The 25,247-nt window shown below is 61.6% G+C and carries 22 protein-coding genes; 12 read left to right on the forward strand and 10 right to left on the reverse strand.

The window, feature by feature from the left end:
* Positions 1-3 precede the first annotated feature (3 nt).
* A complete protein-coding gene (ilvD, locus tag R8L07_20055; protein MDW3207835.1) occupies positions 4-1,719 on the reverse strand; it encodes a dihydroxy-acid dehydratase in 1,716 nt (571 codons plus the stop codon).
* A gap of 395 nt (positions 1,720-2,114) precedes the next feature.
* On the opposite strand from ilvD, the gene R8L07_20060 reads away from it, so the two are divergent.
* On the forward strand, positions 2,115-2,453 hold the full coding sequence (locus R8L07_20060; GenBank protein MDW3207836.1) for a P-II family nitrogen regulator: 339 nt from the start codon (positions 2,115-2,117) through the stop codon (positions 2,451-2,453).
* A 77-nt stretch (positions 2,454-2,530) separates the two neighbouring features.
* Positions 2,531-3,943, forward strand: a complete 1,413-nt coding sequence (glnA, locus tag R8L07_20065) for a type I glutamate--ammonia ligase (GenBank protein ID MDW3207837.1) — start codon at positions 2,531-2,533, stop codon at positions 3,941-3,943.
* A gap of 73 nt (positions 3,944-4,016) precedes the next feature.
* On the opposite strand, the gene R8L07_20070 is transcribed toward glnA, so the two are convergent.
* Both R8L07_20070 and R8L07_20075 read right to left on the reverse strand, forming a co-directional pair.
* Positions 4,017-5,111, reverse strand: a complete 1,095-nt coding sequence (locus R8L07_20070) for a metal-dependent hydrolase (GenBank protein MDW3207838.1) — start codon at positions 5,109-5,111, stop codon at positions 4,017-4,019.
* Positions 5,112-5,468: 357 nt separating this feature from the next.
* Positions 5,469-6,407 carry a threonine/serine dehydratase gene (locus R8L07_20075; GenBank protein ID MDW3207839.1) on the reverse strand — a complete coding sequence of 313 codons (939 nt, stop codon included), beginning with the start codon at positions 6,405-6,407 and terminating at the stop codon, positions 5,469-5,471.
* A 180-nt stretch (positions 6,408-6,587) separates the two neighbouring features.
* Between R8L07_20075 and R8L07_20080 the strand changes: the two genes are divergently transcribed.
* Positions 6,588-7,064, forward strand: coding sequence for a PAS domain-containing protein (locus tag R8L07_20080; GenBank protein MDW3207840.1), 477 nt, complete (start codon positions 6,588-6,590; stop codon positions 7,062-7,064).
* On the opposite strand, the gene R8L07_20085 is transcribed toward R8L07_20080, so the two are convergent.
* Complete coding sequence (locus R8L07_20085) at positions 7,048-7,887, reverse strand: alpha/beta hydrolase (protein ID MDW3207841.1); 840 nt, start codon at positions 7,885-7,887, stop codon at positions 7,048-7,050. The genes R8L07_20080 and R8L07_20085 overlap by 17 nt on opposite strands.
* 124 nt (positions 7,888-8,011) lie before the next feature.
* On the opposite strand from R8L07_20085, the gene R8L07_20090 reads away from it, so the two are divergent.
* On the forward strand, positions 8,012-8,836 hold the full coding sequence (locus R8L07_20090; GenBank protein MDW3207842.1) for a DUF1194 domain-containing protein: 825 nt from the start codon (positions 8,012-8,014) through the stop codon (positions 8,834-8,836).
* 174 nt (positions 8,837-9,010) lie between these two features.
* Positions 9,011-9,505, forward strand: coding sequence for a hypothetical protein (locus R8L07_20095; protein ID MDW3207843.1), 495 nt, complete (start codon positions 9,011-9,013; stop codon positions 9,503-9,505).
* Positions 9,506-9,532: 27 nt separating this feature from the next.
* Here R8L07_20095 and R8L07_20100 read toward each other — a convergent pair whose 3' ends face one another.
* On the reverse strand, positions 9,533-11,572 hold the full coding sequence (locus R8L07_20100; GenBank protein ID MDW3207844.1) for an NADH:flavin oxidoreductase: 2,040 nt from the start codon (positions 11,570-11,572) through the stop codon (positions 9,533-9,535).
* 204 nt (positions 11,573-11,776) lie between these two features.
* Between R8L07_20100 and R8L07_20105 the strand changes: the two genes are divergently transcribed.
* Positions 11,777-12,412: a hypothetical protein gene (locus tag R8L07_20105; protein MDW3207845.1), complete on the forward strand. Its 636-nt coding sequence runs from the start codon at positions 11,777-11,779 to the stop codon at positions 12,410-12,412.
* Between the two features lie 365 nt (positions 12,413-12,777).
* Here R8L07_20105 and R8L07_20110 read toward each other — a convergent pair whose 3' ends face one another.
* The 3 genes from R8L07_20110 to aspS all read right to left on the reverse strand — a co-directional run bounded on the left by R8L07_20110 (position 12,778) and on the right by aspS (position 17,164).
* Positions 12,778-13,686: an NAD(P)-dependent oxidoreductase gene (locus R8L07_20110; protein MDW3207846.1), complete on the reverse strand. Its 909-nt coding sequence runs from the start codon at positions 13,684-13,686 to the stop codon at positions 12,778-12,780.
* 7 nt (positions 13,687-13,693) lie between these two features.
* On the reverse strand, positions 13,694-15,250 hold the full coding sequence (locus R8L07_20115; protein MDW3207847.1) for an FAD-dependent oxidoreductase: 1,557 nt from the start codon (positions 15,248-15,250) through the stop codon (positions 13,694-13,696).
* Between the two features lie 123 nt (positions 15,251-15,373).
* Entirely contained in the window at positions 15,374-17,164 is a 1,791-nt protein-coding gene (aspS, locus tag R8L07_20120) for an aspartate--tRNA ligase (GenBank protein ID MDW3207848.1), read from the reverse strand.
* Positions 17,165-17,467: 303 nt separating this feature from the next.
* Here aspS and R8L07_20125 point away from each other — a divergent pair, with 303 nt between their 5' ends.
* Complete coding sequence (locus tag R8L07_20125) at positions 17,468-18,343, forward strand: ABC transporter ATP-binding protein (protein ID MDW3207849.1); 876 nt, start codon at positions 17,468-17,470, stop codon at positions 18,341-18,343.
* A gap of 12 nt (positions 18,344-18,355) precedes the next feature.
* Here R8L07_20125 and R8L07_20130 read toward each other — a convergent pair whose 3' ends face one another.
* Complete coding sequence (locus R8L07_20130; GenBank protein ID MDW3207850.1) at positions 18,356-18,541, reverse strand: helix-turn-helix domain-containing protein; 186 nt, start codon at positions 18,539-18,541, stop codon at positions 18,356-18,358.
* Positions 18,542-18,657: 116 nt separating this feature from the next.
* Between R8L07_20130 and nhaA the strand changes: the two genes are divergently transcribed.
* The 5 genes from nhaA to R8L07_20155 all read left to right on the forward strand — a co-directional run bounded on the left by nhaA (position 18,658) and on the right by R8L07_20155 (position 23,649).
* The gene (gene nhaA / locus R8L07_20135) at positions 18,658-19,869 is read left to right on the forward strand and encodes a Na+/H+ antiporter NhaA (protein ID MDW3207851.1); all 1,212 of its coding nucleotides are present in this window, start codon (positions 18,658-18,660) and stop codon (positions 19,867-19,869) included.
* Positions 19,870-19,878: 9 nt separating this feature from the next.
* The gene (locus tag R8L07_20140; protein ID MDW3207852.1) at positions 19,879-20,841 is read left to right on the forward strand and encodes a sodium-dependent bicarbonate transport family permease; all 963 of its coding nucleotides are present in this window, start codon (positions 19,879-19,881) and stop codon (positions 20,839-20,841) included.
* A 9-nt stretch (positions 20,842-20,850) separates the two neighbouring features.
* The gene (locus R8L07_20145; protein MDW3207853.1) at positions 20,851-21,162 is read left to right on the forward strand and encodes a DUF190 domain-containing protein; all 312 of its coding nucleotides are present in this window, start codon (positions 20,851-20,853) and stop codon (positions 21,160-21,162) included.
* A gap of 74 nt (positions 21,163-21,236) precedes the next feature.
* A complete protein-coding gene (gene rnd, locus R8L07_20150) occupies positions 21,237-22,403 on the forward strand; it encodes a ribonuclease D (GenBank protein MDW3207854.1) in 1,167 nt (388 codons plus the stop codon).
* Position 22,404: 1 nt separating this feature from the next.
* Positions 22,405-23,649, forward strand: coding sequence for a M23 family metallopeptidase (locus tag R8L07_20155; protein MDW3207855.1), 1,245 nt, complete (start codon positions 22,405-22,407; stop codon positions 23,647-23,649).
* A 19-nt stretch (positions 23,650-23,668) separates the two neighbouring features.
* Here R8L07_20155 and ppx read toward each other — a convergent pair whose 3' ends face one another.
* Entirely contained in the window at positions 23,669-25,171 is a 1,503-nt protein-coding gene (gene ppx / locus R8L07_20160) for an exopolyphosphatase (protein ID MDW3207856.1), read from the reverse strand.
* Positions 25,172-25,247 lie beyond the last annotated feature (76 nt).

Raw genomic sequence — 25,247 nt, forward strand, 5'->3', positions numbered from 1 at the left:
TCCTCAGATATCGGCGTAGGTGTGGGTTTCCGCCTTCGCGCCAGGATGGGTCACGGCACCGGATACGGCCGACCCGACGGTCTGGGCATAACGCCACAATGCGCCGGACTGATGGTGATGCGCGCGCGGGGCCCATTCCTTGCGGCGCTCCTCCAATTCCTCTTCGGACAGATCGACATCGATCGTGCCCTCGACGGCATCCAACGTGATCACGTCGCCGTCCTTCAGAAGGCCGATCGGCCCGCCGACCGCGGCTTCCGGTCCGACATGCCCGACGCAGAATCCGCGCGTCGCGCCGGAGAAGCGGCCGTCGGTAATCAGGGCAACCTTGTCGCCCATGCCCTGACCGTAGATCGCCGCCGTGGTGGCCAGCATCTCGCGCATGCCCGGACCGCCTTTCGGCCCTTCGTAGCGGATGACCAGCACTTCGCCTTCCTTATAGTTCCGGGCCTCAACCGCCTTGTATGCGTCTTCCTCACAATCAAAGCAGCGCGCCTTGCCGGTGAACTTCAGGTTCTGCATGCCCGCAACCTTCACAATGGCTCCTTCCGGCGCCAGATTGCCGCGCAGGCCCACGACACCTCCGGTCGGCGTGATCGGGTTGGAGGTCGGACGAACGACATCCTGATCGGTCGGGAAGACAACATCGGCCAGATTTTCACCGATGGTCTTGCCGGTGACGGTGAGGCAGTCCGCATGCAGGTAACCACCGTCCAGCAGCGCCTTCATGATGACTTCGACGCCGCCGATTTCGTAGAGGTCCTTCGCAACATAGCGCCCGCCTGGCTTCAGGTCGGCGATATACGGCGTCGACTTGAAGATCTCGGTCACGTCGTTCAGGTCGAAATCGATCCCGCATTCATGGGCAATGGCAGGCAGGTGCAGACCGGCATTGGTCGATCCGCCGGAGGCCGCGACCACGCGCGCCGCATTTTCCAGCGACTTGCGGGTGACGATGTCGCGCGGACGAATGCCCTTCTTCAGGCATTCCATGATCGCACGGCCGGAGGCTTCGCAGAACGCATCACGGCTCTCGTAAGGTGCGGGTGCACCGGCGGAGCCGGGCAGCGCCAGGCCGATGGCTTCGGAAACACAGGCCATGGTGTTCGCCGTGAACTGACCCCCACAGGACCCTGCCGACGGACAGGCGGCACATTCGATGCCGTGCAGTTCCTCGGCGTCGATCTGACCACCGGAGAACTTCCCGACCGCTTCGAAAACATCCTGAACCGTCAGGTCTCGCCCCTTGAAACGACCCGGCAGGATCGAGCCGCCGTAGATGAAGATCGACGGCACGTTCAGGCGGACCATGGACATCATCATGCCCGGCAGCGACTTGTCGCAGCCGGCCAGACCGACCAGAGCGTCATAGCAGTGACCGCGCATCGTCAGTTCCACCGAATCTGCGATCAAATCACGGCTTGGCAGCGACGAATACATGCCCGCATGTCCCATCGCGATGCCGTCCGTAACGGTAATCGTACAAAATTCCCGGGGCGTGCCGTTGGCCGCCTTGACGCCCTTCTTCACCGCCTGCGCCTGGCGTGACAGGGAGATGTTGCAGGGCGCGGCTTCGTTCCAGCAGGTGGCGACACCGACGAAAGGCTGTGCGATCTCCTCCTCGGTCATGCCCATGGCATAATAGTAGGAACGGTGCGGCGCACTGGCCGGACCGACGGAGACATGCCGACTGGGCAGTTTGGACTTGTCGATCGTCATGGACGGATCCCCCTAGATGTACTGACGAATGGTGTTTCGGGAGTTTCTATCATCGGTGACCGTCTTGGAAAACGGAAACGGCGGCACAGGACTTGGGTTTCAGGGCACCCAGCCCGTTACGCCTAACACATTGCGGAACCGGATGAATTGGCGATCTCCCGGCCACGCGCGCCTCACTGCACATAATTTCACCATTTGCACAATTCATGACCACATCCGCTGATCAATTGATGGGAATCAGCCACCCAACTCCTTTTACAATCAATAACTTAAAAACAGCGATCGAAATGGCATGACACGTGCTCTTAGGCGGTTCGAAACCCGACCGACGGCCCTGCGCGGGGCGGGCAATTGGGCTGATCGAAACCGCCGACCAGAGTTTAAGGATACGCCAAATGAAAAAGATCGAAGCGGTCATCAAACCTTTCAAACTCGACGAAGTGAAGGAGGCCCTGCATGAAGTGGGCATCCAGGGAATCACCGTCACGGAAGCGAAGGGCTTCGGCCGTCAGAAGGGTCATACGGAACTCTATCGCGGCGCGGAATACGTCGTGGACTTCCTGCCCAAGGTGAAACTTGAAATCGTCGTCGAGGACTCGCTGTGTGAGCGGGCCGTCGAAGCGATCCAGAACGCGGCCAAGACCGGCCGTATCGGGGACGGCAAGATCTTTGTCTCCACGATCGAAGAGGTCATCCGCATCCGCACCGGCGAAACCGGCGCGGACGCGATCTAGGAACAGCCTGACCGGAGCGAAGACCGCCCCGGGGGCAGCAATCGGTAACACAAAGTCAGATATCGAGAGGAACGATCATGGCCGATGCAGTGAAAAAGGTAATGGAGATGATCAAGGAAAACGACGTTCAGTACGTCGATTTCCGATTCACCGATCCGCGCGGAAAATGGCAGCACACGGCCCAGCACGTCTGCACGATCAACGAAGACATCTTCAAGGACGGCATCATGTTCGACGGTTCGTCGATCGCCGGTTGGAAGGCAATCAACGAATCCGACATGATCCTGATGCCGGATCCGGAATCCGCCTGCATGGACCCGTTCGCGGTACAGCCGCTGATGATCCTGTTCTGCGACATCCTGGAACCGTCGACCGGGCAGCCCTATGACCGCGACCCGCGCTCCACGGCCAAGAAAGGCCTGGCCTACATGGCGAGCCTGGGCATCGGCGACACGGCGTATTTCGGTCCAGAAGCCGAATTCTTCGTCTTCGACGATGTCCGCTGGTCGACGTCGATGAACAACATGTCCTACCAGATCGACTCGGCGGAAGGCCCCTACAACACCTTCGCCGAATTCGAAGGCGGCAACCCGGGTCACCGCCCGGGCGTCAAGGGCGGCTACTTCCCGGTACCGCCGGTCGACAGCGAACAGGACCTGCGCGCTGAAATGGTTTCGACCATGATGGGCATGGGCCTGCAGATGGAAAAGCACCACCACGAAGTCGCCCCGTCTCAGCATGAGCTAGGCATGCGCTTCGACACCCTGGTGCGTACCGCCGACACCATGCAGATCTACAAATACGTCGTGCACATGGTTGCCCATCAGTACGGCAAGACGGCGACCTTCATGCCGAAGCCGATCGTCGGCGACAACGGCTCGGGCATGCACACGCACCAGTCGATCTGGAAAGACGGCAAGAACATGTTTGCCGGCAACGGCTATGCGGATCTGTCGGAATCCTGCCTGTTCTACATCGGCGGCATCATCAAACACGCCAAGGCCCTGAACGCCTTCACAAACCCGTCGACGAACAGCTACAAGCGACTGATCCCGGGCTTCGAAGCGCCGGTCCTGCTGGCTTATTCTGCCCGCAACCGGTCCGCGTCGATCCGCATTCCGTATGACGCCAACCCGAAGGGCAAGCGTCTGGAAGCCCGCTTCCCGGATGCCATGGCCAACCCATATCTGGCCTACACCGCCATGCTGATGGCCGGTCTGGACGGTATCCAGAACAAGATCCACCCGGGCGACCCGATGGACAAGGATCTGTACGACCTGCCGCCGGAAGAACTGAAAGACATTCCGACGGTCTGCGGTTCGCTGCGTGAAGCACTGGAAAGCCTGGATGCCGACCGCGACTTCCTGAAGAAGGGCGACGTCTTCACCGACGACCAGATCGATGCCTATCTCGAACTGAAGTGGGAAGAAGTCTACAACGTCGAGCACACCACCCACCCGATGGAGTTCTCGATGTACTACTCGTCGTAATCACGACGACGCGTATCGACTTTGGAAGCCCCGCCTCTCTCCCGAGGCGGGGCTTTCGCTTTCCCACGTACGCTCAGCAACCCAGATCGAGGGGCGGCAGCACATCCGCGTCGAGCGGCAGGTCAACGCGATTGACCCGCTCGGCCTCTCTTACCGTTCCCTTCCCCATGACACCGTTGATCAGCCAGTCCAGATCCCGTGACAGTTCCCGTACCGGCCGCAAACGTTCGGCCACGATGGGCAGTATCCCGTTCGGGGTCAGTTGCCCAATCTCAAAACGGAAGACGTAATCGGGGGTCAGGCCCATTCGAAGGTCGGCAACACGGACAATTTCGCCCTCCCGCTCCAGGCGGACGAATCCTTCGCTGAACTCCGCAATCCTATTCAGTTCCGTCAGAGATGAGGCACAGGACAGCGCCTCTACATTGCGGTGATGGGCATAGGCCAGCACCTCCTCCGTTCCCCCCAGCAAAGGCACGTAGAGGTTCACGTAATCGTCGTCACGCAGCAGGACGACCTTCCAGAACAGGGTGTTGAAGGGCACCGGTGTTGCCAGGAACCGATCCGCCGGCAGCCGCTCACCGACCGCGTCCGCCGCCCTGGCAAGCGCGACCTGCTGTGCCCCTGCGGACCACGCCAGATACCCGGTCGACAACATGAAGGCTGCCATGAGGCCACGTCGAAACCGGTCCTGCCAGCGGGACAGGAACAGGGCCCAGATCGTGAGCACAAGGAGCGGCAGCGTATATAGCGGGTCGATAATGAAGATTGAGCCGAGCCCGAACGGCTCCGCCGATATCGGCCAGAACAGCTGCGTGCCGTATACCGTCATGGCATCCAGCAGGGCATGCGTCGCGAAACAAAGATAGACGGCGGCATAGACCCGCCATCGGCTCAGGGGTTGCTCCGCCTTTCCGAACGCTCTGAACAACCTCAGGATCGCCTCTCCGAAAAGAGGCGTCGCTAGGAGATGAACTACCAGGGAATGGGTCGCTCCGCGATGCAGGACAAAGCTGTCGACGGGGCCGTCATATGGGAAAAAGACATCCAGATCCGGGACCGTGCCCAGCAATCCACCGACAATGACCGCTTTCCTGGGCCCGATGCCAGGCCCCAGCGCCGCGGCGCCGACACAGGCGCCCAGTACGAATTGTGTCGCTGAATCCACGCCTTATCTCCTGATACCCGGTCGATCCCCAGAAGCCTGTATGTAGGGTGCCGCCATCGATTGTCACGCTTTGTCGCGAGGTATGCACCGAATGCAGGGCTAGGTTACGCCGCTCGCGTTTGTACTGCACTGCAACTAGGCGCATCTATGGCGCGTCGCGATGAGGCGACATGACAAATTCCGAAGACGGAGAACACCCATGGACACCGTCCTGTGTTCAGCCCTTCTGCTGGTAGCGGCGATCGCCGCAAATGCAGAAACGCTCACCCGGGCGTTCAGCTGACACCCATTTCCCAAATTAGGTAGCGGCCCCGGCCTGTATCAGGCGGGGCCGTTACTTTTTGGGCGCGATCTCCATTACGACGCGGACTCGGCGATCTTTGCCGGATCGGTGTTGCCGCCACAGACCAGAACACCGACACGCTCTTTCGGTTCGGGCCTATAGGCTCCGCCGACCAGCGCTGCCAGGGCCGTGGCGCCCCCCGGTTCCGCGATCAAACGCAGGCGATCCCACAGCAGTCTCTGGGCCGCGCGTACCGCATCGTCCCCAACGAGGACGCTCTCCGAAACGAATGCCTGCGCCGCTGCGAAACCCAGTTCACCGACGCGACGCGCCCCGAGTGAATCCGCGGCAGGTCCGGATACGGTCACATCCACGGGATGCCCTGCCTCGAGCGCCGCGTTCAAACAGGGAGTACCGACCGTTTCGACGGCCACCACCTTCTTCCGTCCGCACAACCAGCTTGCAACGCCGCCGATCAGGCCGCCGCCTCCAACGGCAATCAGGTAGGTATCCACGTCCGGCGCCTGCGCTTCGAACTCCAGCCCCACGGTTCCCTGTCCGGCGAGAATATCCGGCTGATCGTAGGCATGCAGAAGCACCGCGCTGGTTTCCGCCTGTCGTGCCTGGCAAGCCTCCAACGCCTCCGCAAACTCCCGCCCGACAACGTTCAGCGTTGCGCCATAGGATTCCAGCAGCCGCTTTTTTGCCGGCGAGACAATCTCCGGTACGAAAATTTCAGCCCTGTATCCCAGGCGCCGCGCTGCAAAGGCCACCGCAGCCCCATGGTTGCCCCCGGATGCGGCAATCGCACCGGCGGACGGAACGGACTGCGACAACAACGCATTGAACGCACCACGCGGCTTGAAGGAGGAAGCATGCTGAAGCTGTTCGAGCTTAAGCGTGACGTCGACGCCATCGAGAAAATCGCCGGCGGGGAGTGATATGACCGGCGTGCGGCGGATATAGGACCCGATCCGATCATAGGCGGCGGAGATGTCATTTTTCGCAATCATCGATGGCCCCTACAGTCTTGTTTCCGGAACCGGTAGCCGCCGGTTGCCGCTCTGGCAAGTTTTGATCCGTCACCGAATTATTGCCTCAACGGCGCAATCGCCTCCCTTCCTAAAGCAATGCAAAAACTCTATGTTAACCAACCGGCATAAGGTAGGGCGCCGGGATTTAGGGGATGGCCGTTGGTCAAATTTGAAGTCGATCCGCTGTTCGAAATTCTCGAGCAGCCTGAACTGCAGGAAGCAAGGGCGCTCCACGACTACTGGCGGTCATTATGGACCGGCACGGAACTGCCGAACCGGAACGACATCAAGCTTGAAGAGGTCGCCAGACTGGGATGCGCCGACCGGATCTTCATCATGGATCCACTTCCGAACGGCGATTGGCAGTATCGCCTGCTGGGCAGCGAAATCGTCCGCTATTTCGGGCGCGACGTGACCGGTGTCCCCTTTCGGCGGCACATGCGCGCCGACGAGGCCGAAGAGGCCATCCGAATTTCGAACCAGGTTGCACAATCGAGAACGCCGATCTTCCTGAAGGTTCGGTTCGCCAGCGGCGACCATATCGGCATCATCGAAACCATGTCGCTGCCAATCCTGGCGCGGAAAGGCGGTCAGATCTGGCTGTTCGGCGGAACCTTTTTCACCCCCGACCCTTAGCCATGTGCTCCGTCACGAACCTTTCTATATCGGTCAGAAATCCGTGTTCAAACAGATCGACATGGCCCGCTTCCGGCTTGTACACGAATTCCTTCGGTTCCTGCGCCACCTGAAAAAGGCGTCTGCCATGGCGTTCGGGGATGATCCGGTCCTGGCCACCATGCCCGATCAGTACAGGTATTCGGACATTCGCAATGCGCGCGGCGGAATCGAAACGGTCCTTCAGAAGCAGTCGGACCGGCACGTACCAATAGAGCCGCGCGGCCACTTCCATGACGCTGTCGAAAGGCGCATCGAGGACAAGCGCACCGAGATCCGGTCGTTCCGCCGCCAGGGCCGTTGCGACACCGGAACCAAGCGATTCCCCGAACAGAACGATCCGATCCGGCGCTATCCCGCGGTCCTGCAGCCAGTTCAAAACAGCGCGCCCATCGGCGATCAGCGCGTCCTCCGATGGTCGCCCGTCGGTGCCCGCATTGTATCGATAGGCCGGCATCAGGACGCCCCAACCTTTCGATAGGAACGCCGTCATGCGCTCTTCCCGGTCGGCCTGGCTTCCGGCATTGCCATGAAAATACAGGAGCACCGGCGCATCCGCCGACGCTGGCGCCGCCCACCAGGAAAACAGTCCCAGACCGTCATGCGAGGGGACTTCTTCGATCGAAACATGTCCGGACAGGACCGCCCCGGGACGCGGTCGGTCGCCATTGGGGTGGTACAACAGGGCCCGTTGCGCGATGTACAGGCCGAGCACCAGCATCACATAGGCCAGCAGGACCGCCCCTGTAATCATCAATGTCACGGTCATGATCGGCCCGGCCATTCCTCGCATCGGTTCCCACCGTTGATAGCCTTCGTGTCGGTTGCGGTCCAGTGAACCATGCCGCATGATTTCACCCGGCTGCCGGCGATTAGCCCGCTCGGTCCGAAACAGTGTCGGAAACCGCATGTCGATTCCGAAGGATATCGTTCCGAAATCGGGCCGCAAGTCGGTCTGCGGTGGCATGTCCCGCCGCGCGGCCCTCGTGTCCGGCACCGCGGCCTTGCTGACCGGTCCGGTCCATGCCCAGGGCAACCTGCCGGTCGATCTGATCCTGCTCCTCGCTATTGACTGTTCCTACAGTGTCAGCCGCACTGAATACAATCTGCAGACACAAGGCCTCGCCCTCGCCTTCCTGGACCCGGAAATCGTCGAGGCAGCCCTGGCGGGACCGAACGGCAGAATCGCCCTCGCGGTGATGCAGTGGTCCAGCGAGAACAGCCAGATCCCGAGCATTCCCTGGAGGCTAATCGACACGCCCGAAGCGGCGGTCCAGTTCTCCGTTCACCTCTCCACCATGGCGCGCCAGACGGCGGATGGTGCAACAGCCCTCGGAGACGCGCTCAGCCAGGCTGGCGCATATATCCAGTCGGCCCCATACGACGCGTTCCGGCGGGTCATCGATGTTTCAGGTGACGGTCGGAAGAATACCGGTTCTGTCGTCACGCCGGTACGGGACGCTCTGGTGGAACGCGGCATAACGATCAACGCGCTCGCCATCCTGAACGAGGATCCGGAGCTCGACGCCTATTACGCGCGCGACCTGATTGGCGGCATCGGATCCTTTGTCATGATCGCCAACGACTACAAGGAGTATGGCAAAGCGATCCGAAAGAAGTTGCTTCGCGAGATTCGGTTCGTACCGGTTTCCGAGGCCGATCCGGGGCGTCTGCAGTCAGAATGGCCAGCCCGGAACGGACTTCGGGAGGGCCAGAAAAATCGGGATTCCTAATACGTTAACCATGACTTATCCTTGCCCGGCCAACCAGAAAGTTGGTATGGACGGCACGTCGAGAATCATTGAGTATCCAATAGTGGCCTATCATATCCGCGTGACGGCATGTGTTAGACTGCAAGATAACCCGATGTGTAACATCGCCTATTGCAGGGTGAGGGACGCGAATACATGACGGATTTGTCCCGCGAGGAGCTCCGGGCACACCTGTCCGCCGTCGAGGCGCAGGTGCGGGCCGCTTTGCGTATCGTCGCGGCCGAATCCAAATCCGTCCAGCAGGCGCACAGCGCGCTTCGCGCGGACCTGTCCGCAGCCCTGATCCGGCTGCAATCGGAGATGAATGACGGAAACAAGCGTGTCGACGGAAAGGTTGAGAAGGTGATCACCGAAATCAACGGCCTTTCCCGGCAACGCCGTCTGACCGCTGCAATCCTGACCACGCTGGTTCTTCTGTTCGGTATCACGCTGGGGCTTTTCGCCGGCGGTGGCTGGTATCTGGTCAGTCAGAAGGGCGGAACATCCTCGATGTCCGCTCCTTTCGGTCAGTCCTCATCCTCGGGTGCCGGTCAATCCGCACCCGCGGCCAGCATTGCATTGCCCAGCGCGGGCAGCACCCAGACCGGTACCGGGCAAGATTCCCAGCGCGGTGTCGTTACCGCACAGTAGTCCTACCGGCGCGTTGCGGACCACACACTACAGATTGATGCAGAGCCGCAAGGCGTCATAGGTTGCCGCCGCAATGTTGCGTGACGTGACGCAATCGCCGATGCGGTAGACGCGATACCCGTCGCCGTGAGCCTCCTCATACGGCTGTTGTCTGCCCGCAGCCAGGGCCTCAAGATCCATGCGTCCACCGTTTGTCGCCCTGCCCCGAAGATCCTGAAAGATCCCGTCCATCGGAAAGGTGCCGTGTTCGACCACGACCCGGTCGGCCGAGACTTCTTCCACTTCCGTGGTGATCTCGTTCTCGAAGCGCGCGATCAGACGGTTGCCGTCACGACGGACATCGATCAGGCGGCGGTCCATTTTCGGATCGACCTTCAATTCGTAGAGGCGTTTCTTCCAGAAGACCCTCTCACCATAGGCCTGTTCCTGGATGCGCATGTCATCGATCGAATAGAGGGAAACCGATGCGCCCGCCTGACGCAGGCGTTCGACGGCAGTCGGTGCCGCGTGACGACCGGTTCCGTCCCAAACGATGACCTCCTCTCCGCCTGTCGGCGTATCGGTCAGGACATCCCAGGATGTGGTCACATGTTCCGCCCCGGGGATCCATTCCGTATCCGGAATCCCGCCTGTCGCGACAATGACCACATCGGCCCTCAGCGCCTCGACATCCGACGGCTCCATGAAGCGGTTCAAATATACCGTGACGCCGAGACGCTCCAGCTCCTGCGCCCGCCAGTCCACCACCCCGACAATATCGCCGCGCCAGCTGGCGGTCTTGGCAAGCTGGACCTGGCCCCCCAGTTGAGCCGACGCTTCATACAATTCCACGACATGGCCGCGTTCGGCGCAGACCCGTGCCGCCTCAAGCCCGGCTGGCCCGCCCCCGACGACCACGATCCTCTTGGCCGGGCCTTCGGATCTGGTGATGACGTGCGGGAATCGGGTTTCCCGGCCGGTGGACGGATTATGAAGGCAGGTCGGCCGATGTTCCGACATGCAATGCGTGGCGCCGACACAGGGCCGAACGCGATCCGCCTCCCCCGCCTCCAGTTTTCGGACAATGTAGGGATCGGCGATATGCGCGCGCGTCATGCCGACCATATCCAGAAGCCCCTCGGCAATGGCGTAACGGGCGGTGGCTAGGTCTGAGATGCGTGCGGCGTGAAAGACCGGCAGTTTGACGGCGCGCTTGAACTTGGCTGCCTTTTCCAACCAGGGTGCGATCGGCATCGCCATGCCCGGCATGTTATCCTTTGCAAGGCTGAGCGCCGTGTCCATCCGTCCATAGATGGCATTGAAGAAATCAAGCGTGCCACTCTCCTGGAACTTCTCGGCAATGGCCAGACAGTCCTCGTCGGTCAGGCCGCCGGCCAACCCTTCGTCGACCACGAAACGGAACCCGACCAGGAAGTCATCCCCTACCCTGCGCCGGATTTCATCGTAGACCATCAGACCGAAGCGGCATCGGTTTTCCAGGGATCCGCCGAACTCATCTGTTCGCTTGTTCGTGGCCGGGGACAGAAACTGCCCGATCAGATGGCCGCCGGCCAGCGTCTCGATACCGTCCAGGCCGCCTTCCTTGCAGCGCCAGGCGGCATCCCCAAACGCCTTCACCACGCGATCGATGTCGTCGCGGTCCATCTCCCGGGCGAAGGCGCGATGCAGGGTTTCGCGGGTCGGCGACGGCGCGATCATCGGCAGCCAGTCACCGGCATAGGAATCCCCGCGTCGGCCCAGATGGGTGATCTGGCACATCAGGGCCGCACCGTGGCGATGCATACGCTCCGAGAAACGCTGCAGATGCGGGATCACCGCGTCGACCCCGATATTCAGTTGTTGAAAGGTATTGGGGCTGTCCGCGGCGACGTTGGATGACCCGCCGAACATGGAAAGGCCGATGCCCCCCTTTGCCTTCTCCTCATGATAGGCCTGATATCGTTCCGCAGGCATCCCATCGTCGTGCAGGCCGCAGGCATGGCTGGTGCTCATGATCCTGTTCCGGATCGTCAGATGCTTGATGGTGATCGGCTGCAGCAAAGGGTCCTTGGTAACGGTATCCGGCATGGCGGGCGCTCTCCCGTTTGGCTGAAAAGTGTCGGCTGGACAGACGGGAAGCCTATCAAGGCCATTTCGGAATAAAAGCAGGTCACGGTAACAGCCGTCGTGCCGTCACGGAACGAGTGTCTTTGAGTTGCATTTCCCCCAACAATGCTTGCTGCTTTTACGCGAATCATTGCTCTCTTAGATCGTAGCAATCTGGATGCGGGCATGATCCTACGGTTCGAAACGGCCTTGCGGGCCCTGTGGCTGATGACCGACCGGCGCGACGCGGCCGCGGTGGAGCCGCATGGCCATGGCTGGACGGAGCGCTGGCAACGTCTGGATCGGGAAACCGCCCACAGGCTGCTATCGGCACAGCCGGACCGGCAGTCGACCTTACGAGAAATCCGCCGCGCCCTTGCCTTCTACGACGGCAGCGGTGTGAGTCGCCTGTCCGACGACGATGCGATGGCCGCCTTGTCGCGGCATTTCGACTTTGGCTGGGCCGTCGAAATCGACCGCATCCTGCCCAGCGGCGGCTGGCAGGGTGAGGATGATTCCGACAGCGCCATTATCGTGACCGACGCGGTGGAGCCGGAGGAAAACCCGACCGGGGTGCCGGCCAAGAAGGAAAAGGACCACTTCATCATCGTCGAACTGGTCGGCGAGAACGGCGAACCGATCCCCAACGAGCTCTGTCGCATCACCCTGCCAGACGGCGAAATCGTGGAACGCGAAACAAACAGCCAGGGCAAGGTCGAGGAATACGGCATCGAGGAAGGCGACTGCACGATCGAGTTCCCGGACCTCGACAAGGATGCCTGGGAACCCTATCAGGCGGCAGCTCAGGGAGCGGCGGCATGAGTGATGAAGTTGGCGCCAAACCTGTCGGGAACGGAGATTGGGTCGTGGAGCACGGCTGACCTGAGCCCCTTCGCTCTGGCCGGCGGTGAAATTCGGACGAATTCTGACCGATTTATTGGATTTCTATCCGGAACCTAAACCATCGCGACTGTCGCCGCACAGGTCGAAACTATGACGTCGTGGAACAATTTTGGAGGCTATTTGGCACCGTTGGCGATTGCCAATGCGATCCGTTTTTCTTTCAATATCTTCACAACGACCACCGGAACCGACAGAGCTATCACCTCCGCAACAGCACCAAATGGTAGCGCGGTCATCGCGCCGTTAAACTACAATGGTTTTGATCATTACTGCTGAGCACTGCGTCATAGTTCCGCGCGCGCCAGCCCGACCCCGATCTCCAGCAACCGACGCCCAGCGTCGGGGGTGTTCCAGGCGGCGTGCGATGTAAGGGTGACATTGTCGAAATCGCGGATTGGGTCATCCAACGGCAGCGGTTCCTCCGGGTAGACGTCCAGTGCGGCATGGCCGAGGGGGCCGTTCGTCAGGGCGGCGTACAGAGCCAACTGATCGACCAGTTCCCCGCGCGCGACATTGACCAGGATTGCGCCCTCCGGCATCCGGCCTAACAGATCGCTGCCGATCATGCCGATGGTTTCCGGCGTGGTCGCGACATGCAGCGAGACGGCCAGGGATTTCTCGAACACGGTCTCCAGAGAAACCAGTTCGACCGGAAGCTCCTCTTTCAGCGGACTACGGTTCCAGGCGAGAACATTCATGCCAAAGGCCGCGCCGATCCTGGCCATCTCCTTGCCGATCCCGCCCAGACCGACCACGCCAAGGGTCTTGCCCTTCAATTCCGGTCCGCCACGTACGTGCCAGTTCCCGGATCGGATATCGCGATCCATCCGGGAGATTTTTCGGGCGGAATCGAGCAGCAGGCCAAAGGCAAATTCCGCAATGGTGCGGCTGCCGTAATCGCGGCAGACCTCGACCGATATGCCAAGGCGGTCCGCGACGGCCATATCGATATAGGTTTCGGCCCCGGTCCCCAGAAAGACAATCCGCTTCAGCGTCGGGGCGAGCGCCTCCAGCACCGCGGCCGGCATATAGCTATGGCCGTTGATCGCCACATCCGCCCCCTTCAGGCGGCCGATGATCTCGCCCTCATTCGCCGGACTGCCCTCATGGACTTCAATGCCGCTGAAGAAGCCGGGCTCCTGCGCCACCAAAGCGGCGGTGTCGGCGGCGCAATCGAAATAGACGATACGCATCGGCCTGTTACTCCGCATTCCCATGAACCGAATGAACCTGGTCCAGATAGGTCCGATAGGAATCGACCTCCGCCCGGGTGCGGCTCTCATCCCATCCCAGAACCGGTGCGGCAACCTCCGCGACGCGCTGGGCCTGGGCGCGGCCCTGTCCGAGGGTCCAGGTCAGTCCGAGGCGACGTACCATCAGGTCCGTCAGGGTGAGCGGCCCCTCCTCCCGGGCGCAACGGGCAACCTCCGCGTCGGTCACGCTGCCCGGCTCATTGTCCAGAGGCGTGCCCCGCGGCTCTTCTGACGGCGCGGGCCGAGTGACATCGCATCTCGGTCCGGACGGCGCCAGGGTCGGGCGCAACACATCAAGGAAGGCACGCCCCGCCGATTTGTGCATCATGATCGTTCCGGCCGTCATGGCATAGACACCGGGCATGCCATCAGCGGACAGGTCATGGATCTCCCGGGACCGCTTGCCTTCGGGGTAGCCCGGGTCGAAACCCAGCGGCCGCACCCCGGCCCAGGTGAAAACAACATCCTCCCGCCTCAATGCCAGGCCCGGCAGCAGCGCATTCGCCTCGCGCAGCAGGAAGGCAACCTCCTCCTCGGTGGCGGAAATGGCGTCCGGATCTCCGTGATAGTGGGTCTCCGTTGGACCGAAATAGTGGAACCCGCGCCAGGGAATGCCATAGATCGGCTCCTTCAGACTGTTGAGCGAGACAATCCCCTGCCCGGCCATTTCCGGCGGCAGCTTGACGACAATATGCGCGCCTTTGGTTCCCGTGATGAAACGGCGTGCCTGCGGGCGGGTATTGCGATTGACCCGGTCGATCCAGATTCCGGCGGCATTGTAGACGCGCCGGGCGGTGACGGTCGCTTCCTCCCCGGTCGGTTCGTCCTTCAGGGAGACCCGCCACAGATCGCCGTCCCTCGCCATTCCGGTAACCGCAGTGTGGTTCCGCGCGGTAGCCCCGCCATGCCTGGCATCCAGCACCATGTCGAGGCAGATCCGCTCCGGCCAGTTGAATCGAATTTCCTGAAACCGGGCCACCCCGGCCAGTTCATCAATGTCAGCAAGATGCCGCAACAGCGGATTACGGCGAACCTCTTCGCGCCCCAGAATGGCGCGGTTCAGCTTTTCCCCGGACCGCCCAGCCAGGAAATCCAGAATCCAGAGACCAAGCCGCAACTGCCAGAGCTTGTAGTGCGACCCCTTGTAGATCGGGAAATGGGAGGCATAGGGCACGCCCCGTTCCGGGTTGTCGCGGATGAATTCCGTCCGGTCCCGCATGGTCTGTCGCGCCATCTTCAAGGCGACGAAGAGCTTGTCCGGCCGTTTGAAGAAATTCCAGAAAGTCGGGTTCGGTTCCAGGTATCGCAGGCCACAATGCATCAGGCCGCTGGACCGACCGGACGATCCGGTCGCGAAATCGGCCTTGTCGACGATCAGGACGCGATACCCCTCCGCGGTCAATGTCCTGGCCGCACTGGCGCCGTTTACCCCGGCACCGATGATCACGACATCATAGGGATCTCCGGCCAGCGTCGCCAAAGGTTCCCGCTTCCAGTCGGCCATGCCCCGCCCCCGCGTGTGGTTCCGGCAACATTGCATCGCACCAGGCAAGGCCACACAAGAAGAGCGGGCGGCACAGCTGTTATGCCCGTGCCGCCCGCCAAAAGCCTGAAATGTCCTGGAACCTTAGACGTCCAGATCGCCATCCGGAAGGTTCAGGGCAATGTGCACGTCTTCCAACTGACGATCGGACACCGGTGCCGGCGCGCCCATCATCAGATCCTGCGCCATCTGGTTCATCGGGAAGGCGATGACCTCGCGGATATTCGTCGTACCGGCCAGCAGCATCACGATCCGGTCGATGCCCGGGGCCGACCCACCATGCGGCGGGGCGCCCAGCTTCAGGGCATTGATCATGCCGCCGAAGCGGGTGTCGACAACCTCCGGCCCGTAGCCGGCGATCTCGAATGCCTTGTACATGACTTCCGGCAGATGGTTCCGGATGGCCCCGGAGCTGAGTTCCACACCGTTGCAAACGATGTCGTACTGGTACGCCAGGATGTCGAGCGGATCCTGATTCTCCAGCGCGTCCATGCCACCCTGCGGCATCGAGAACGGATTGTGCGAGAAATCGACCTTCTTCAGGTCCTCGTTGTATTCGAACATCGGGAAGTCGACGATCCAGCAGAACTCGAACCGGTTCTCGTCGATCAGTTCCAGATCCTCGCCAAGCTTCGTGCGCGCGGCCGCGGCAAACGACGCAAAATTTTTCGGGACACCGGCGACAAAGAACACCGCATCGCCGTCCGCGAGTTCCAGCTCGGTGCGGATCGCCTCGGTTCGTTCCGGGCCAATGTTCTTCGCGATTGGACCGGCGCCCTCCCCTTCGCGGAAGAAGATGTAGCCCAGACCCGGCTGCCCCTGAGACTGCGCCCAGCTGTTCATGCGATCACAGAAGGCGCGGCTGCCCCCTTTCGGGGCCGGGATGGCGAAGACCCGAACGGCCTCGTCCTTTTCGATCATCCCGGCGAAGACCTTGAAGCCCGAGCCGCGGAAATGCGTGGTGACATCCGACATGACCAACGGGTTGCGCAGGTCCGGCTTGTCGGACCCGTATTTTGCCATCGCCTCGGCGTAGGGGATGCGCTGGAACGGCAGCGGCGAGACGCTGCGGCCATTGGCAAACTCCTCGAACACGCCGTGCAGGACGGGTTCGATCGCCGCGAATACATCCTCCTGGGTGACAAAGGACATCTCGAAATCGAGCTGATAGAACTCACCCGGCGAGCGGTCGGCACGGGCGTCCTCGTCGCGGAAGCAGGGCGCGATCTGGAAGTACCGATCGAAACCGGAAATCATCAGCAGCTGCTTGAACTGCTGCGGCGCCTGGGGCAGCGCGTAGAACTGGCCCGGATGCAGGCGGGACGGAACCAGGAAGTCGCGCGCGCCTTCCGGCGAGCTCGCCGTCAGGATCGGCGTCTGGAACTCGCGGAAACCCTGGTCGACCATGCGGCGCCGAATTGAGCTGATGATATCGCTGCGCAGCAGGATATTGCGGTGCATTTCTTCGCGCCGCAGATCCAGGAAACGGTTCTTCAGGCGAATCTCTTCCGGGTAGCCGGCGTCCTGATTGACCGGCATCGGCAGCGCCCCGGCCCGCGACTGGATGTCCAGCTGCTTGATATAGACTTCGATCTCACCGGTCGGGAGGTTCGGGTTGATCGTCTCATCCGTGCGTTTGACGCATTTGCCGGTGACGGTGATGACCGATTCCAGGCTCAACCCTTCGACCATTTCCAGCAACGCCGTATCGTCCGCATCCACGACGCACTGGGTCAGACCGTAATTGTCCCGCAGATCGACGAACAGCAGACCGCCATGGTCCCGTTTCCGATGAACCCAACCCGACAGTCGTACCTGTTCGCCCGCGTCCGAGGCCCGAAGGGCGGCGCAGGTGTGCGTGCGATAAGCGTGCATGATGACAGCTCCAGAACAATGATAATCGGAGCGCGTCCGGCCCCATGAATTCCGGCGCGAAAGGGCCCTTTTCCGCCGGGAATGTCAAGGGGGCTGAGGGATTCCCCAAGGACCGAAATACCGCCCCAATCACCCCGGTGTCCTGTATCCTGTTCGATATTCCGATCCGGGACCCTACATGACCTTTTCTGATCCAGAACATCCAGGAACCAGGCTGTGATTTCGAGACTGCTGTCCCCCCGCACGATAAAGGAAAGGAACGGTGGAAAGCCGTCCTCGACACTTGCGGGTTTCGTTTGGGCAATGAGCGGCCGCCATCAGTTCGCCGTTTGCGCAATCGCCTTCCTGGTTGCGGGGCTGAGCATGGCGCCCCTGGAGTTGCAAAGGCGGATCGTGGATGGTGCCGTGGCACAGTCCGACCTGACGAGTCTGTTCCTGCTGGGGGGACTCTATCTGGCAGTGGTTCTGGTGCAGGCGGCGGTCAAATACGGCCTCAGGCTCTATCAGGGCTGGCTGAGCGAAAGCGCAATCAAACATTGTCGACGCGCCCTGTTATCCGTGCATCGCCGCCACGTCACGAAGGAAAAGGATCGCAATGGCGGCAGCGCGGTCGCGGTCATCGGCAATGAGATCGACAAGTTGGGCGGCTTTGTAGGGGACGGATTTTCCCAGCCCTGCGTCAACGTCGGAATGCTGCTTGCGATCGGCGGCTATATGCTGACGGTCGACCCGACGGTTGCGGCCCTGTGCCTGCCGTTTCTGCTGCCGCAGCTTGTCGTCGTGCCCTTGCTGCAGGTCCGACTGAACCGAATGATCGCCCAGCGAGTCAAACTGATGCGCGGGATGAGCGATTCCGTCGCCGAGATTGACGGGGACGAAGATTGGAACGAAGACGCCATCCAAAGAGGCTTCGACGGGCTGTACAACAATCGCATCCGCTTTTTCGTTCTTAAGTTTGCCCTGAAGATGTTCATCAACCTGATGAACAACCTGGCACCGCTCAGCGCCCTGGTCTTTGGCGGATATTTCGTGATCCAGGGCGAAACCAGCATCGGGGTCGTGGTCGCCTTCATGTCCGGATTCGACCGTCTGGCCAGCCCCCTGCGCGAGTTGATCGCCTACTACCGGATTGCCGCACAGGCGAATGTTCAGCACCGCATGATCAAACGCTGGATCTGATCTGCCGCCGCCTCAATCAGCGGGTCGATTGGCGTGCGCGTTCAGATAGGCCTCTAGGTCTTCCCGATCGACCCTCCATTCCCGACCGAACTTGATGGCACGCAATTCGTTGGACTGAATCCAGACACGCACCGTTGCCTCGCGAACCTTCAGCAAGTCGGCGACTTCGTGGACGGTCAAAAGTGGACTGTTCAACATCGTGCTACACTGCCATTCATGTAGGTCGAAAAGTGTGGGACTCCTTCTTGACGTTTGCAAGTGGTTACCTACGTTGATGGCTGTTTGCCATCGTTTATCGCCTGACAGGGGGGAATATGCCGGTTCGCGCTCTCTACAATGAAATCGTCAAGGCCATGGGGCACGACACGGCGCCCGGCCTTGTTCTGATCGCCGCGGCAGCCGCCGCCCTGCTCGTCATGAATTCCGGCCTCGCGGACGGTTATACGGCAGCACTGGCAACCAAGTTCACGATTGCCTACGGCGATATCGGCCTGTCGAAGCCCCTGCTTCTTTGGATCAACGATTTCCTGATGGCGATCTTCTTCCTGCTGGTCGGCCTGGAGATCAAACGCGAGATCATCGCCGGCAACCTCTCCAGTTTTCGCGCCGCCTCCCTGCCTGCCATCGCCGCGGTCGGCGGCATGATTGTCCCGGCGCTGATCTATTGGGGCTTCAATGCCGGAGATTCGGATGCCATGCGCGGCTGGGCCATTCCGGCTGCAACCGATATCGCGTTCGCGCTCGGCGTCCTGGCCCTGTTGGGACGACGCGTTCCGATCGCATTGAAGGTTTTCCTTCTGGCAGTGGCAATCATCGACGATCTGGGCGCGATCGTGATCATCGCCCTGTTCTACACCGCCGATTTGTCCGGCGCCGCCCTCGGAATTTCCGCGCTCATGATTATTGCGCTGACAGCCCTGAACCGCCTCGGCGTCAGAGCCATCACCCCCTACATGCTGCTAGGTGTCGTCCTCTGGGTTGCCGTCTTGAAATCCGGTGTCCACGCGACCCTGGCCGGTGTCGTTGTCGCGTTCTGCATTCCGATGGGTGAACGGGAAGACGAAGACGAGCCCCCGCTCTATCGGTTGGAGCATGCTCTGGTGCCCTGGGTCTCGTTCGGGATCATGCCGATCTTCGCCTTCGCCAATGCCGGGGTTTCGCTCGCCGGCATGGGGCCGTCATCCCTGCTGGAGCCGATTTCAGCGGGAATCGCCGTCGGCCTGTTTGCCGGTAAGCAGATCGGCATCGTTCTGGCCTGTGTCCTGGCGGTCATGCTGGGTATCAGCAAGCTGCCGTCCGGCATCAACTGGCAACAGATATGGGGCGTCTCCCTGTTGGCCGGAATCGGCTTCACGATGAGCCTGTTCATCGGCAACCTTGCCTTCGAAACACCGGAACAGGCGGCCTCCGTGCGGGTCGGGGTGCTGTCCGGCAGTATCGTATCCGCTGTCCTGGGGTACATCGTCCTGCGCCTGTCGCACCGCGCTGCGGAGCGGCGTGTCGGCGCCGAAGCGATCAACCGGTAGGCCGCCGCCATGGAGTGGGGACTCGCAATCCAGAACCTGGTTTCGCCGCCGGTTCTGTTCTTTGCCCTCGGGCTGATCGCCGCCCTCGCCCGATCGGACCTGTCGGTACCGGAAGCCGTCGCCAAGGCCCTGTCGCTCTATCTGATGCTCGCCATTGGGTTCAAGGGCGGGGTCGCCGCGGCCGGCCACGGTTTCGGCATGGACCTTCTACTGGTCATTGGCGCCGCCGCGATCCTGTCCTTCTGCATGCCCGTCCTCGCGTTCGGGCTGCTACGGGCGACCACGCGGCTTGAACGGGTCGACGCGGCCGCCATCGCGGCGCATTACGGCTCGATCTCCATCGTCACCTTCATTGCCGCGACGGCAGCGCTGGACGCCGCCGGAATCAGTTATCCGGGCATCATGGTTGCAGCAGCGGCGGCCATGGAGGTCCCTGCAATTGCGTCCGCCCTGATCCTTGCCAAGCGCGGCAGCAGCGACACCAAAGGGGAAGTGCCCTGGCGCGAGGTTGCGCTGAACGGCTCCGTCGTTCTGTTGATCGGTGCGTTTCTGATCGGTCTCTCAACGGGTGAAGGAGGCTATGTCGATATTGCCCCGTTCATCTCCGACCCGTTCAAGGGTGTCCTGTGCCTGTTCCTGCTCGATATGGGACTGGTCGCCGGTCGCGAACTGCGCCAGGTCCGCAAGACGCTGACAGCGCCTCTGCTGGTATTCGGCCTCTACATGCCACCGATCGGCGGCGTGATCGGTGGCCTTGCAGGAGCATTGATTGGCCTGAACCCGGGCGGCATCGCCCTGATGTCGGTCCTGACGGCGAGCGCCTCCTATATTGCGGTTCCGGCCGCGATGCGTCTCGCCCTGCCTGAGGCAAAGCCGTCGCTTTATCTGACATTGTCTCTGGCAATTACGTTTCCGTTCAACCTGACGATTGGGATACCGTTCTACATCACACTCGCCAATTGGCTGTCATAGGGGCCCGACATGGAAACCTTCCCGAAGAAACGACTGTCCATCATCATCGAAGCGCCCTTTCTCAACAGGCTGCTGGATATTCTCGATGACGTCGAGGTGCCGGGATATACGGCACTTCCCGCACTCGCCGGGCGCGGAACACGCGGATCCTGGCGCCGCGACAGCCTGTCATCGGATGCCGGGCGCATGGTTCAGGTCCTGATCGTCCTGGACAAGGACAAGGTCCCGAAGGTCCTGGACGCGGTGCGAAAGGTACTGGACCGGCAGATGGGTATCGTCTCGCTTTCCGATGTCGAGGTTCTGCGGCCGGATAAGTTCTAAACGGATGAAACCTATACACCCTTACCCGTTTCCGCCTTCCCCTTCCCCAGCGACTCGTCTATACGCGGACGGTCATGTCCAGTTCGATAATCGCTTCTACCGACGCCTTGTCCGCCTATTGCGAAAGCATCGCCGACGCCCCCTGGGTGACGGTCGATACCGAATTCATGCGCGACAAGACCTATTGGCCAAAACTTTGCCTGATTCAGATTTCGGCTCCGGAAGCGGGTACCGAGCGCGCCATCGACCCCATGGCGGACGGGATCGACCTTGCCCCGCTGTTTGCCATCATGCGCGACCGACAGGTCGTGAAGGTCTTTCATGCCGCGCGCCAGGATCTGGAAATCTTCTATAACCTGATGGGCGAAGTACCGGCACCGCTGTTCGACACCCAGGTCGCGGCGATGGTCTGCGGCTTCGGCGATCAGGTCGGCTATGAAGGCCTGGTCAAGAAGATCTGCCGCCAGGAGTTGGACAAGTCCTCTCGCTTTACCGATTGGGCCCATCGCCCACTCACCGACCGACAGATGAAGTACGCCCTTTCGGACGTAACGCATCTGCGCGATATTTACCTCTATCTTGATGAATCGCTGCGGAAGACCGGCCGGTCGCATTGGTTGGAAGAGGAAATGGCAATCCTGTCCAGCGCGGAAACGTATCGAAACGACCCCGATGATGCCTGGCGCAGGGTCAAGGTACGGGGCGGCAAGCCGCGTTTTCTCCAGATCGTTCGTGAAGTCGCCGCCTGGCGCGAGACCGAGGCCCAGGCCCGAGACCTGCCGCGCAACCGCATCATCAAGGACGATTCGCTGCTGGATATCGCCGGCAGCGCCCCAAAGTCGCTGGACGATCTGTCGCGTATTCGCGGTCTGAGCCGCGGCTTTGCCGAAGGGAAATTGGGCAAGGGATTGCTGGACGCGGTGGCGCGCGCCATGGCCGTGCAGAAGGAAGACCTTCCCAAACCGCCGAAGCAGGAACGTCCGCCGCCCGGACTTGGGCCGGTCACGGACCTCCTGAAGGTCCTGCTCAAGCGCAATTGTGAATCCGCCGGTGTCGCTTCCAGACTGATCGCCAACGGCGAGGATCTGGAGCGGATTGCAGCGGATGACAACGCGCCGGTTGCGGCCCTTTCCGGCTGGCGGCGGGAACTGTTTGGTGACGATGCACTGGCCCTGAAGCGCGGGGAGATCGCGCTGACTTGTGGTGCAAACGGGATCGACGTGATCCGGAGGGAGAACTGAGATGCGCATTGCGGCAGCGATCGGGGCGGTAATCCTGTTGGTCGGACTAGGTCTGGCCGCGCGCTATTTCGCGACCGACGACGGTACTTCCCTGGATCTGACGGACCTGCCGACCCCGCAGCCTCAGGCAACGTCCCCGGAGACATCGGATGCGGGTGGACAGGTTGCGCAAACTCCGCCGTTGCCGCCGGCCCAGCCAGAAGGCAGTGACCTGCCGCCGCTGCCCGGCCAGGACGGCGCGTCGGGCACGCAGCCGCAGCAGAACGCCATGGAGTCGGCACCGATGATGTCGGAGGAGGAAGGGCCTCTGCGCTTCTCGATGCCGCTCGACTGCCCGGTCTACGGCGAGGACTGCTACATCCTCAACTATGTCAATGCCGGGCTGGAAACCGATCCCCGGGATTATTCCTGCGGATCGCTGACCTATGCCGAACATCGCGGCACGGATTTCCGTCTGCTGACGGAACGCCAGATGCAGGCGGGCGTCAGCGTGCTGGCCGCCGCCCCCGGCACTGTCGAACAGGCTCACGACGGCATGCCCGACGCAAACTACCGCCTGTTCGGCCGCGCGGCTGTCGCCGATCGCGGCCTGGGCAATCGCGTCGTCATCGATCATGGCGACGGCATCAAGACCATCTACGGTCATCTGAAACGCGGCAGCGTCGCCGTCAGTGCGGGCGACGTCGTCGCGCGCGGTCAGATGATCGGCCAGGTCGGCATGTCCGGACTGACAGAGTTTCCCCATGTCCACTTCGAAGTCAGCGAACTGGGCAGTTTTGTCGATCCCTTTACCAGCGCCCTGCGTCACGAGGGGTGCGGCCTCGCCGGGGATTCGATGTGGCAGCCCGAAACTCTCGCCAAGCTTCGCTATCTCCGGACCGTCGTCATTCGCTCCGGCTTTGCGGATGAGACCCTCAACCGGGCTGCGGTCGAATATGGCCTGTTCAACAACGGACCGATCTCCGCCAATGCGACGGCCCTCGTTCTGCATGTCTATGTGGCAGGCATACAGGAGGGCGATGCCTTCGTGGCGGAAATCACGGACCCGACGGGCGCCCGCTTCGTCAAATCTGGTAGCGCGTTCAGCCAGTTCCGGCAGTCCCGCCTGTTCGCCATTGGAAAGCAGGATCTGATCGATCCCCTTGTCCCGGGCATCTATACAGGTGAGTTCCGGTACTATCGCAAAGACGCAAGCGGTGAGCCGGTCCTGTTGCTGACGGTCAACGAATCCGTGGAAGTCCGCTGACGGCGCCGCATTCGGCGTTTCAGGCCAGCCGGTCGATTTCCGGCGAAAGGGTCATCGCCTTTGCCAGCGTGGAGAAGCGACGCTCCACGACTTCCCCCACCAGGAAGGACAAATCCGCCGGGACGCGCAGGATCAGTTTTTCGTCTGTACGGGTCAGACCGATGCGGTGCAGGACCGATGTGATCCCCCCCGTCAACGTGTAGGCCAGACGGATCGACAGGCCGATGGCCCGCGCTTGATCCATTCGGCTGGGCTCGATCAGGGCCCGTACCGTGCGCATGGCCGGATGATCTTCATCCATCTGCGCATGCCGACTTGCAACCGCAAGCGCGAGGAAAACCCGTTCGTCGTGATGAATACCGACAAAGGGCAGGCGCTTCACGCGCAGCAGCGCGTGTTCTGCCCGATAGTCCGGATGCTCCCGTTTCGCGATGTCTGCCAGAATACAGGCGGCATGCCGCAACCGTCGGTCCGCCGCCGATTCCTTGTCATAGATCGGCGACATCCAGTCGAACAGATCGTCCCCGGTTACGGCGGCATCCGGACGCTCGTGATCCGCGATCCGGCGGCATCCGGCCAGAAGCGGGTCTTCCCTGCGTGCTTCGGGATCGAGACGGTCGAAAAGACACCCTTCCCGCAATCCGTTGGCGGAGAACACGATTTCCGTCGGCTGACCTGCAACCATGATCCGGTGCAAAAGCATTGCCGCATAGGGCAGGACATCGACACGCCGCTTGGAGACGCCGGGAACCCGCTGAAGCGCGGCGGGGGACTGCCGGGACACAATTTCCGCCAGTTCCAGCGCGTCATCGGCGCCGATCCGGTAGTCGTGAATGACATGCAAAGGGTATTCGATGTGGTCCATGTGCAGCCGGGCCAGATTACGCCATGCACCACCAACCAGATAGAAGCGCCGCCCTTTCATCTCCGGCAGCCAGGAAATCTGGGCAAAGGCGCGGTCGATCTCTTCCTTGGCCTTGGCCGGCTTGGCAACCAGCTTCGGGTCCAGCCGCAACGGTCCCATGGGAAGCGTTGCCTGTCGGCCGGTATGCCCGTCACTCAATTCCACCAGTTCGACACTGCCGCCCCCGAGATCGCCCATCAGACCATCGGCACCCGGCGTACCGGACAGGACACCGAGGCCGCTGAGTCGGGCCTCTTCCTCACCGGACAGAACCTGTATCTCCTGGCCGCAAAGCTGACCGGCCCGGCGCACGAATTCCGGCCCGTTCTCCGCATCGCGCGCCGCCGCGGTCGCCAGCATGTCAACCCGCGCGACCCCCATGTCGGCGGCCAATCTCATGAAGCGCGGCAGGGCGGCCAGGGCCTGTTCGATGCCGTCGTCATTCAGGCGGCCCGTAGCATCCAGTCCGCGCCCGAGGCCGCAGAGCAGCTTCTCGTTAAAGATGGCGAACGGTGCCCGGTCAGAGGATTCGTAGACGACGAGCCGGATCGAATTCGACCCGATGTCGACAACAGCGACGGGCGGGCTATCAGGCAAGCTGGTGCGCCTATCGGCCATGGCGATCCCTAAAACTGCGGCCGCGAGACCGGAAGATCCGGCACGCTTTGACGCGGGGAAAATCGAAGATCAGGTC

This window comes from Alphaproteobacteria bacterium (assembly GCA_033344895.1).
In the GTDB taxonomy this organism is placed as follows: Bacteria; Pseudomonadota; Alphaproteobacteria; order UBA8366; family Aestuariispiraceae; genus Pacificispira.

Coding starts and splice junctions, on each gene's coding strand:
- R8L07_20085 (MDW3207841.1), bottom strand. CDS start 7,887: ATGGCCGGGCCGATCATGACCGTGACATTGATGATTACAGGGGCGGTC.
- R8L07_20115 (MDW3207847.1), bottom strand. CDS start 15,250: ATGGCCGACTGGAAGCGGGAACCTTTGGCGACGCTGGCCGGAGATCCC.
- ppx (MDW3207856.1), bottom strand. CDS start 25,171: ATGGCCGATAGGCGCACCAGCTTGCCTGATAGCCCGCCCGTCGCTGTT.
- R8L07_20125 (MDW3207849.1), top strand. CDS start 17,468: ATGAGCGGCCGCCATCAGTTCGCCGTTTGCGCAATCGCCTTCCTGGTT.
- R8L07_20095 (MDW3207843.1), top strand. CDS start 9,011: ATGACGGATTTGTCCCGCGAGGAGCTCCGGGCACACCTGTCCGCCGTC.
- R8L07_20075 (MDW3207839.1), bottom strand. CDS start 6,407: ATGATTGCGAAAAATGACATCTCCGCCGCCTATGATCGGATCGGGTCC.
- R8L07_20130 (MDW3207850.1), bottom strand. CDS start 18,541: ATGTTGAACAGTCCACTTTTGACCGTCCACGAAGTCGCCGACTTGCTG.
- R8L07_20100 (MDW3207844.1), bottom strand. CDS start 11,572: ATGCCGGATACCGTTACCAAGGACCCTTTGCTGCAGCCGATCACCATC.
- glnA (MDW3207837.1), top strand. CDS start 2,531: ATGGCCGATGCAGTGAAAAAGGTAATGGAGATGATCAAGGAAAACGAC.
- ilvD (MDW3207835.1), bottom strand. CDS start 1,719: ATGACGATCGACAAGTCCAAACTGCCCAGTCGGCATGTCTCCGTCGGT.
- R8L07_20105 (MDW3207845.1), top strand. CDS start 11,777: ATGATCCTACGGTTCGAAACGGCCTTGCGGGCCCTGTGGCTGATGACC.
- R8L07_20145 (MDW3207853.1), top strand. CDS start 20,851: ATGGAAACCTTCCCGAAGAAACGACTGTCCATCATCATCGAAGCGCCC.
- R8L07_20060 (MDW3207836.1), top strand. CDS start 2,115: ATGAAAAAGATCGAAGCGGTCATCAAACCTTTCAAACTCGACGAAGTG.
- R8L07_20110 (MDW3207846.1), bottom strand. CDS start 13,686: ATGCGTATCGTCTATTTCGATTGCGCCGCCGACACCGCCGCTTTGGTG.
- nhaA (MDW3207851.1), top strand. CDS start 18,658: ATGCCGGTTCGCGCTCTCTACAATGAAATCGTCAAGGCCATGGGGCAC.
- R8L07_20155 (MDW3207855.1), top strand. CDS start 22,405: ATGCGCATTGCGGCAGCGATCGGGGCGGTAATCCTGTTGGTCGGACTA.
- R8L07_20090 (MDW3207842.1), top strand. CDS start 8,012: ATGTCGATTCCGAAGGATATCGTTCCGAAATCGGGCCGCAAGTCGGTC.
- aspS (MDW3207848.1), bottom strand. CDS start 17,164: ATGCACGCTTATCGCACGCACACCTGCGCCGCCCTTCGGGCCTCGGAC.
- rnd (MDW3207854.1), top strand. CDS start 21,237: ATGTCCAGTTCGATAATCGCTTCTACCGACGCCTTGTCCGCCTATTGC.
- R8L07_20140 (MDW3207852.1), top strand. CDS start 19,879: ATGGAGTGGGGACTCGCAATCCAGAACCTGGTTTCGCCGCCGGTTCTG.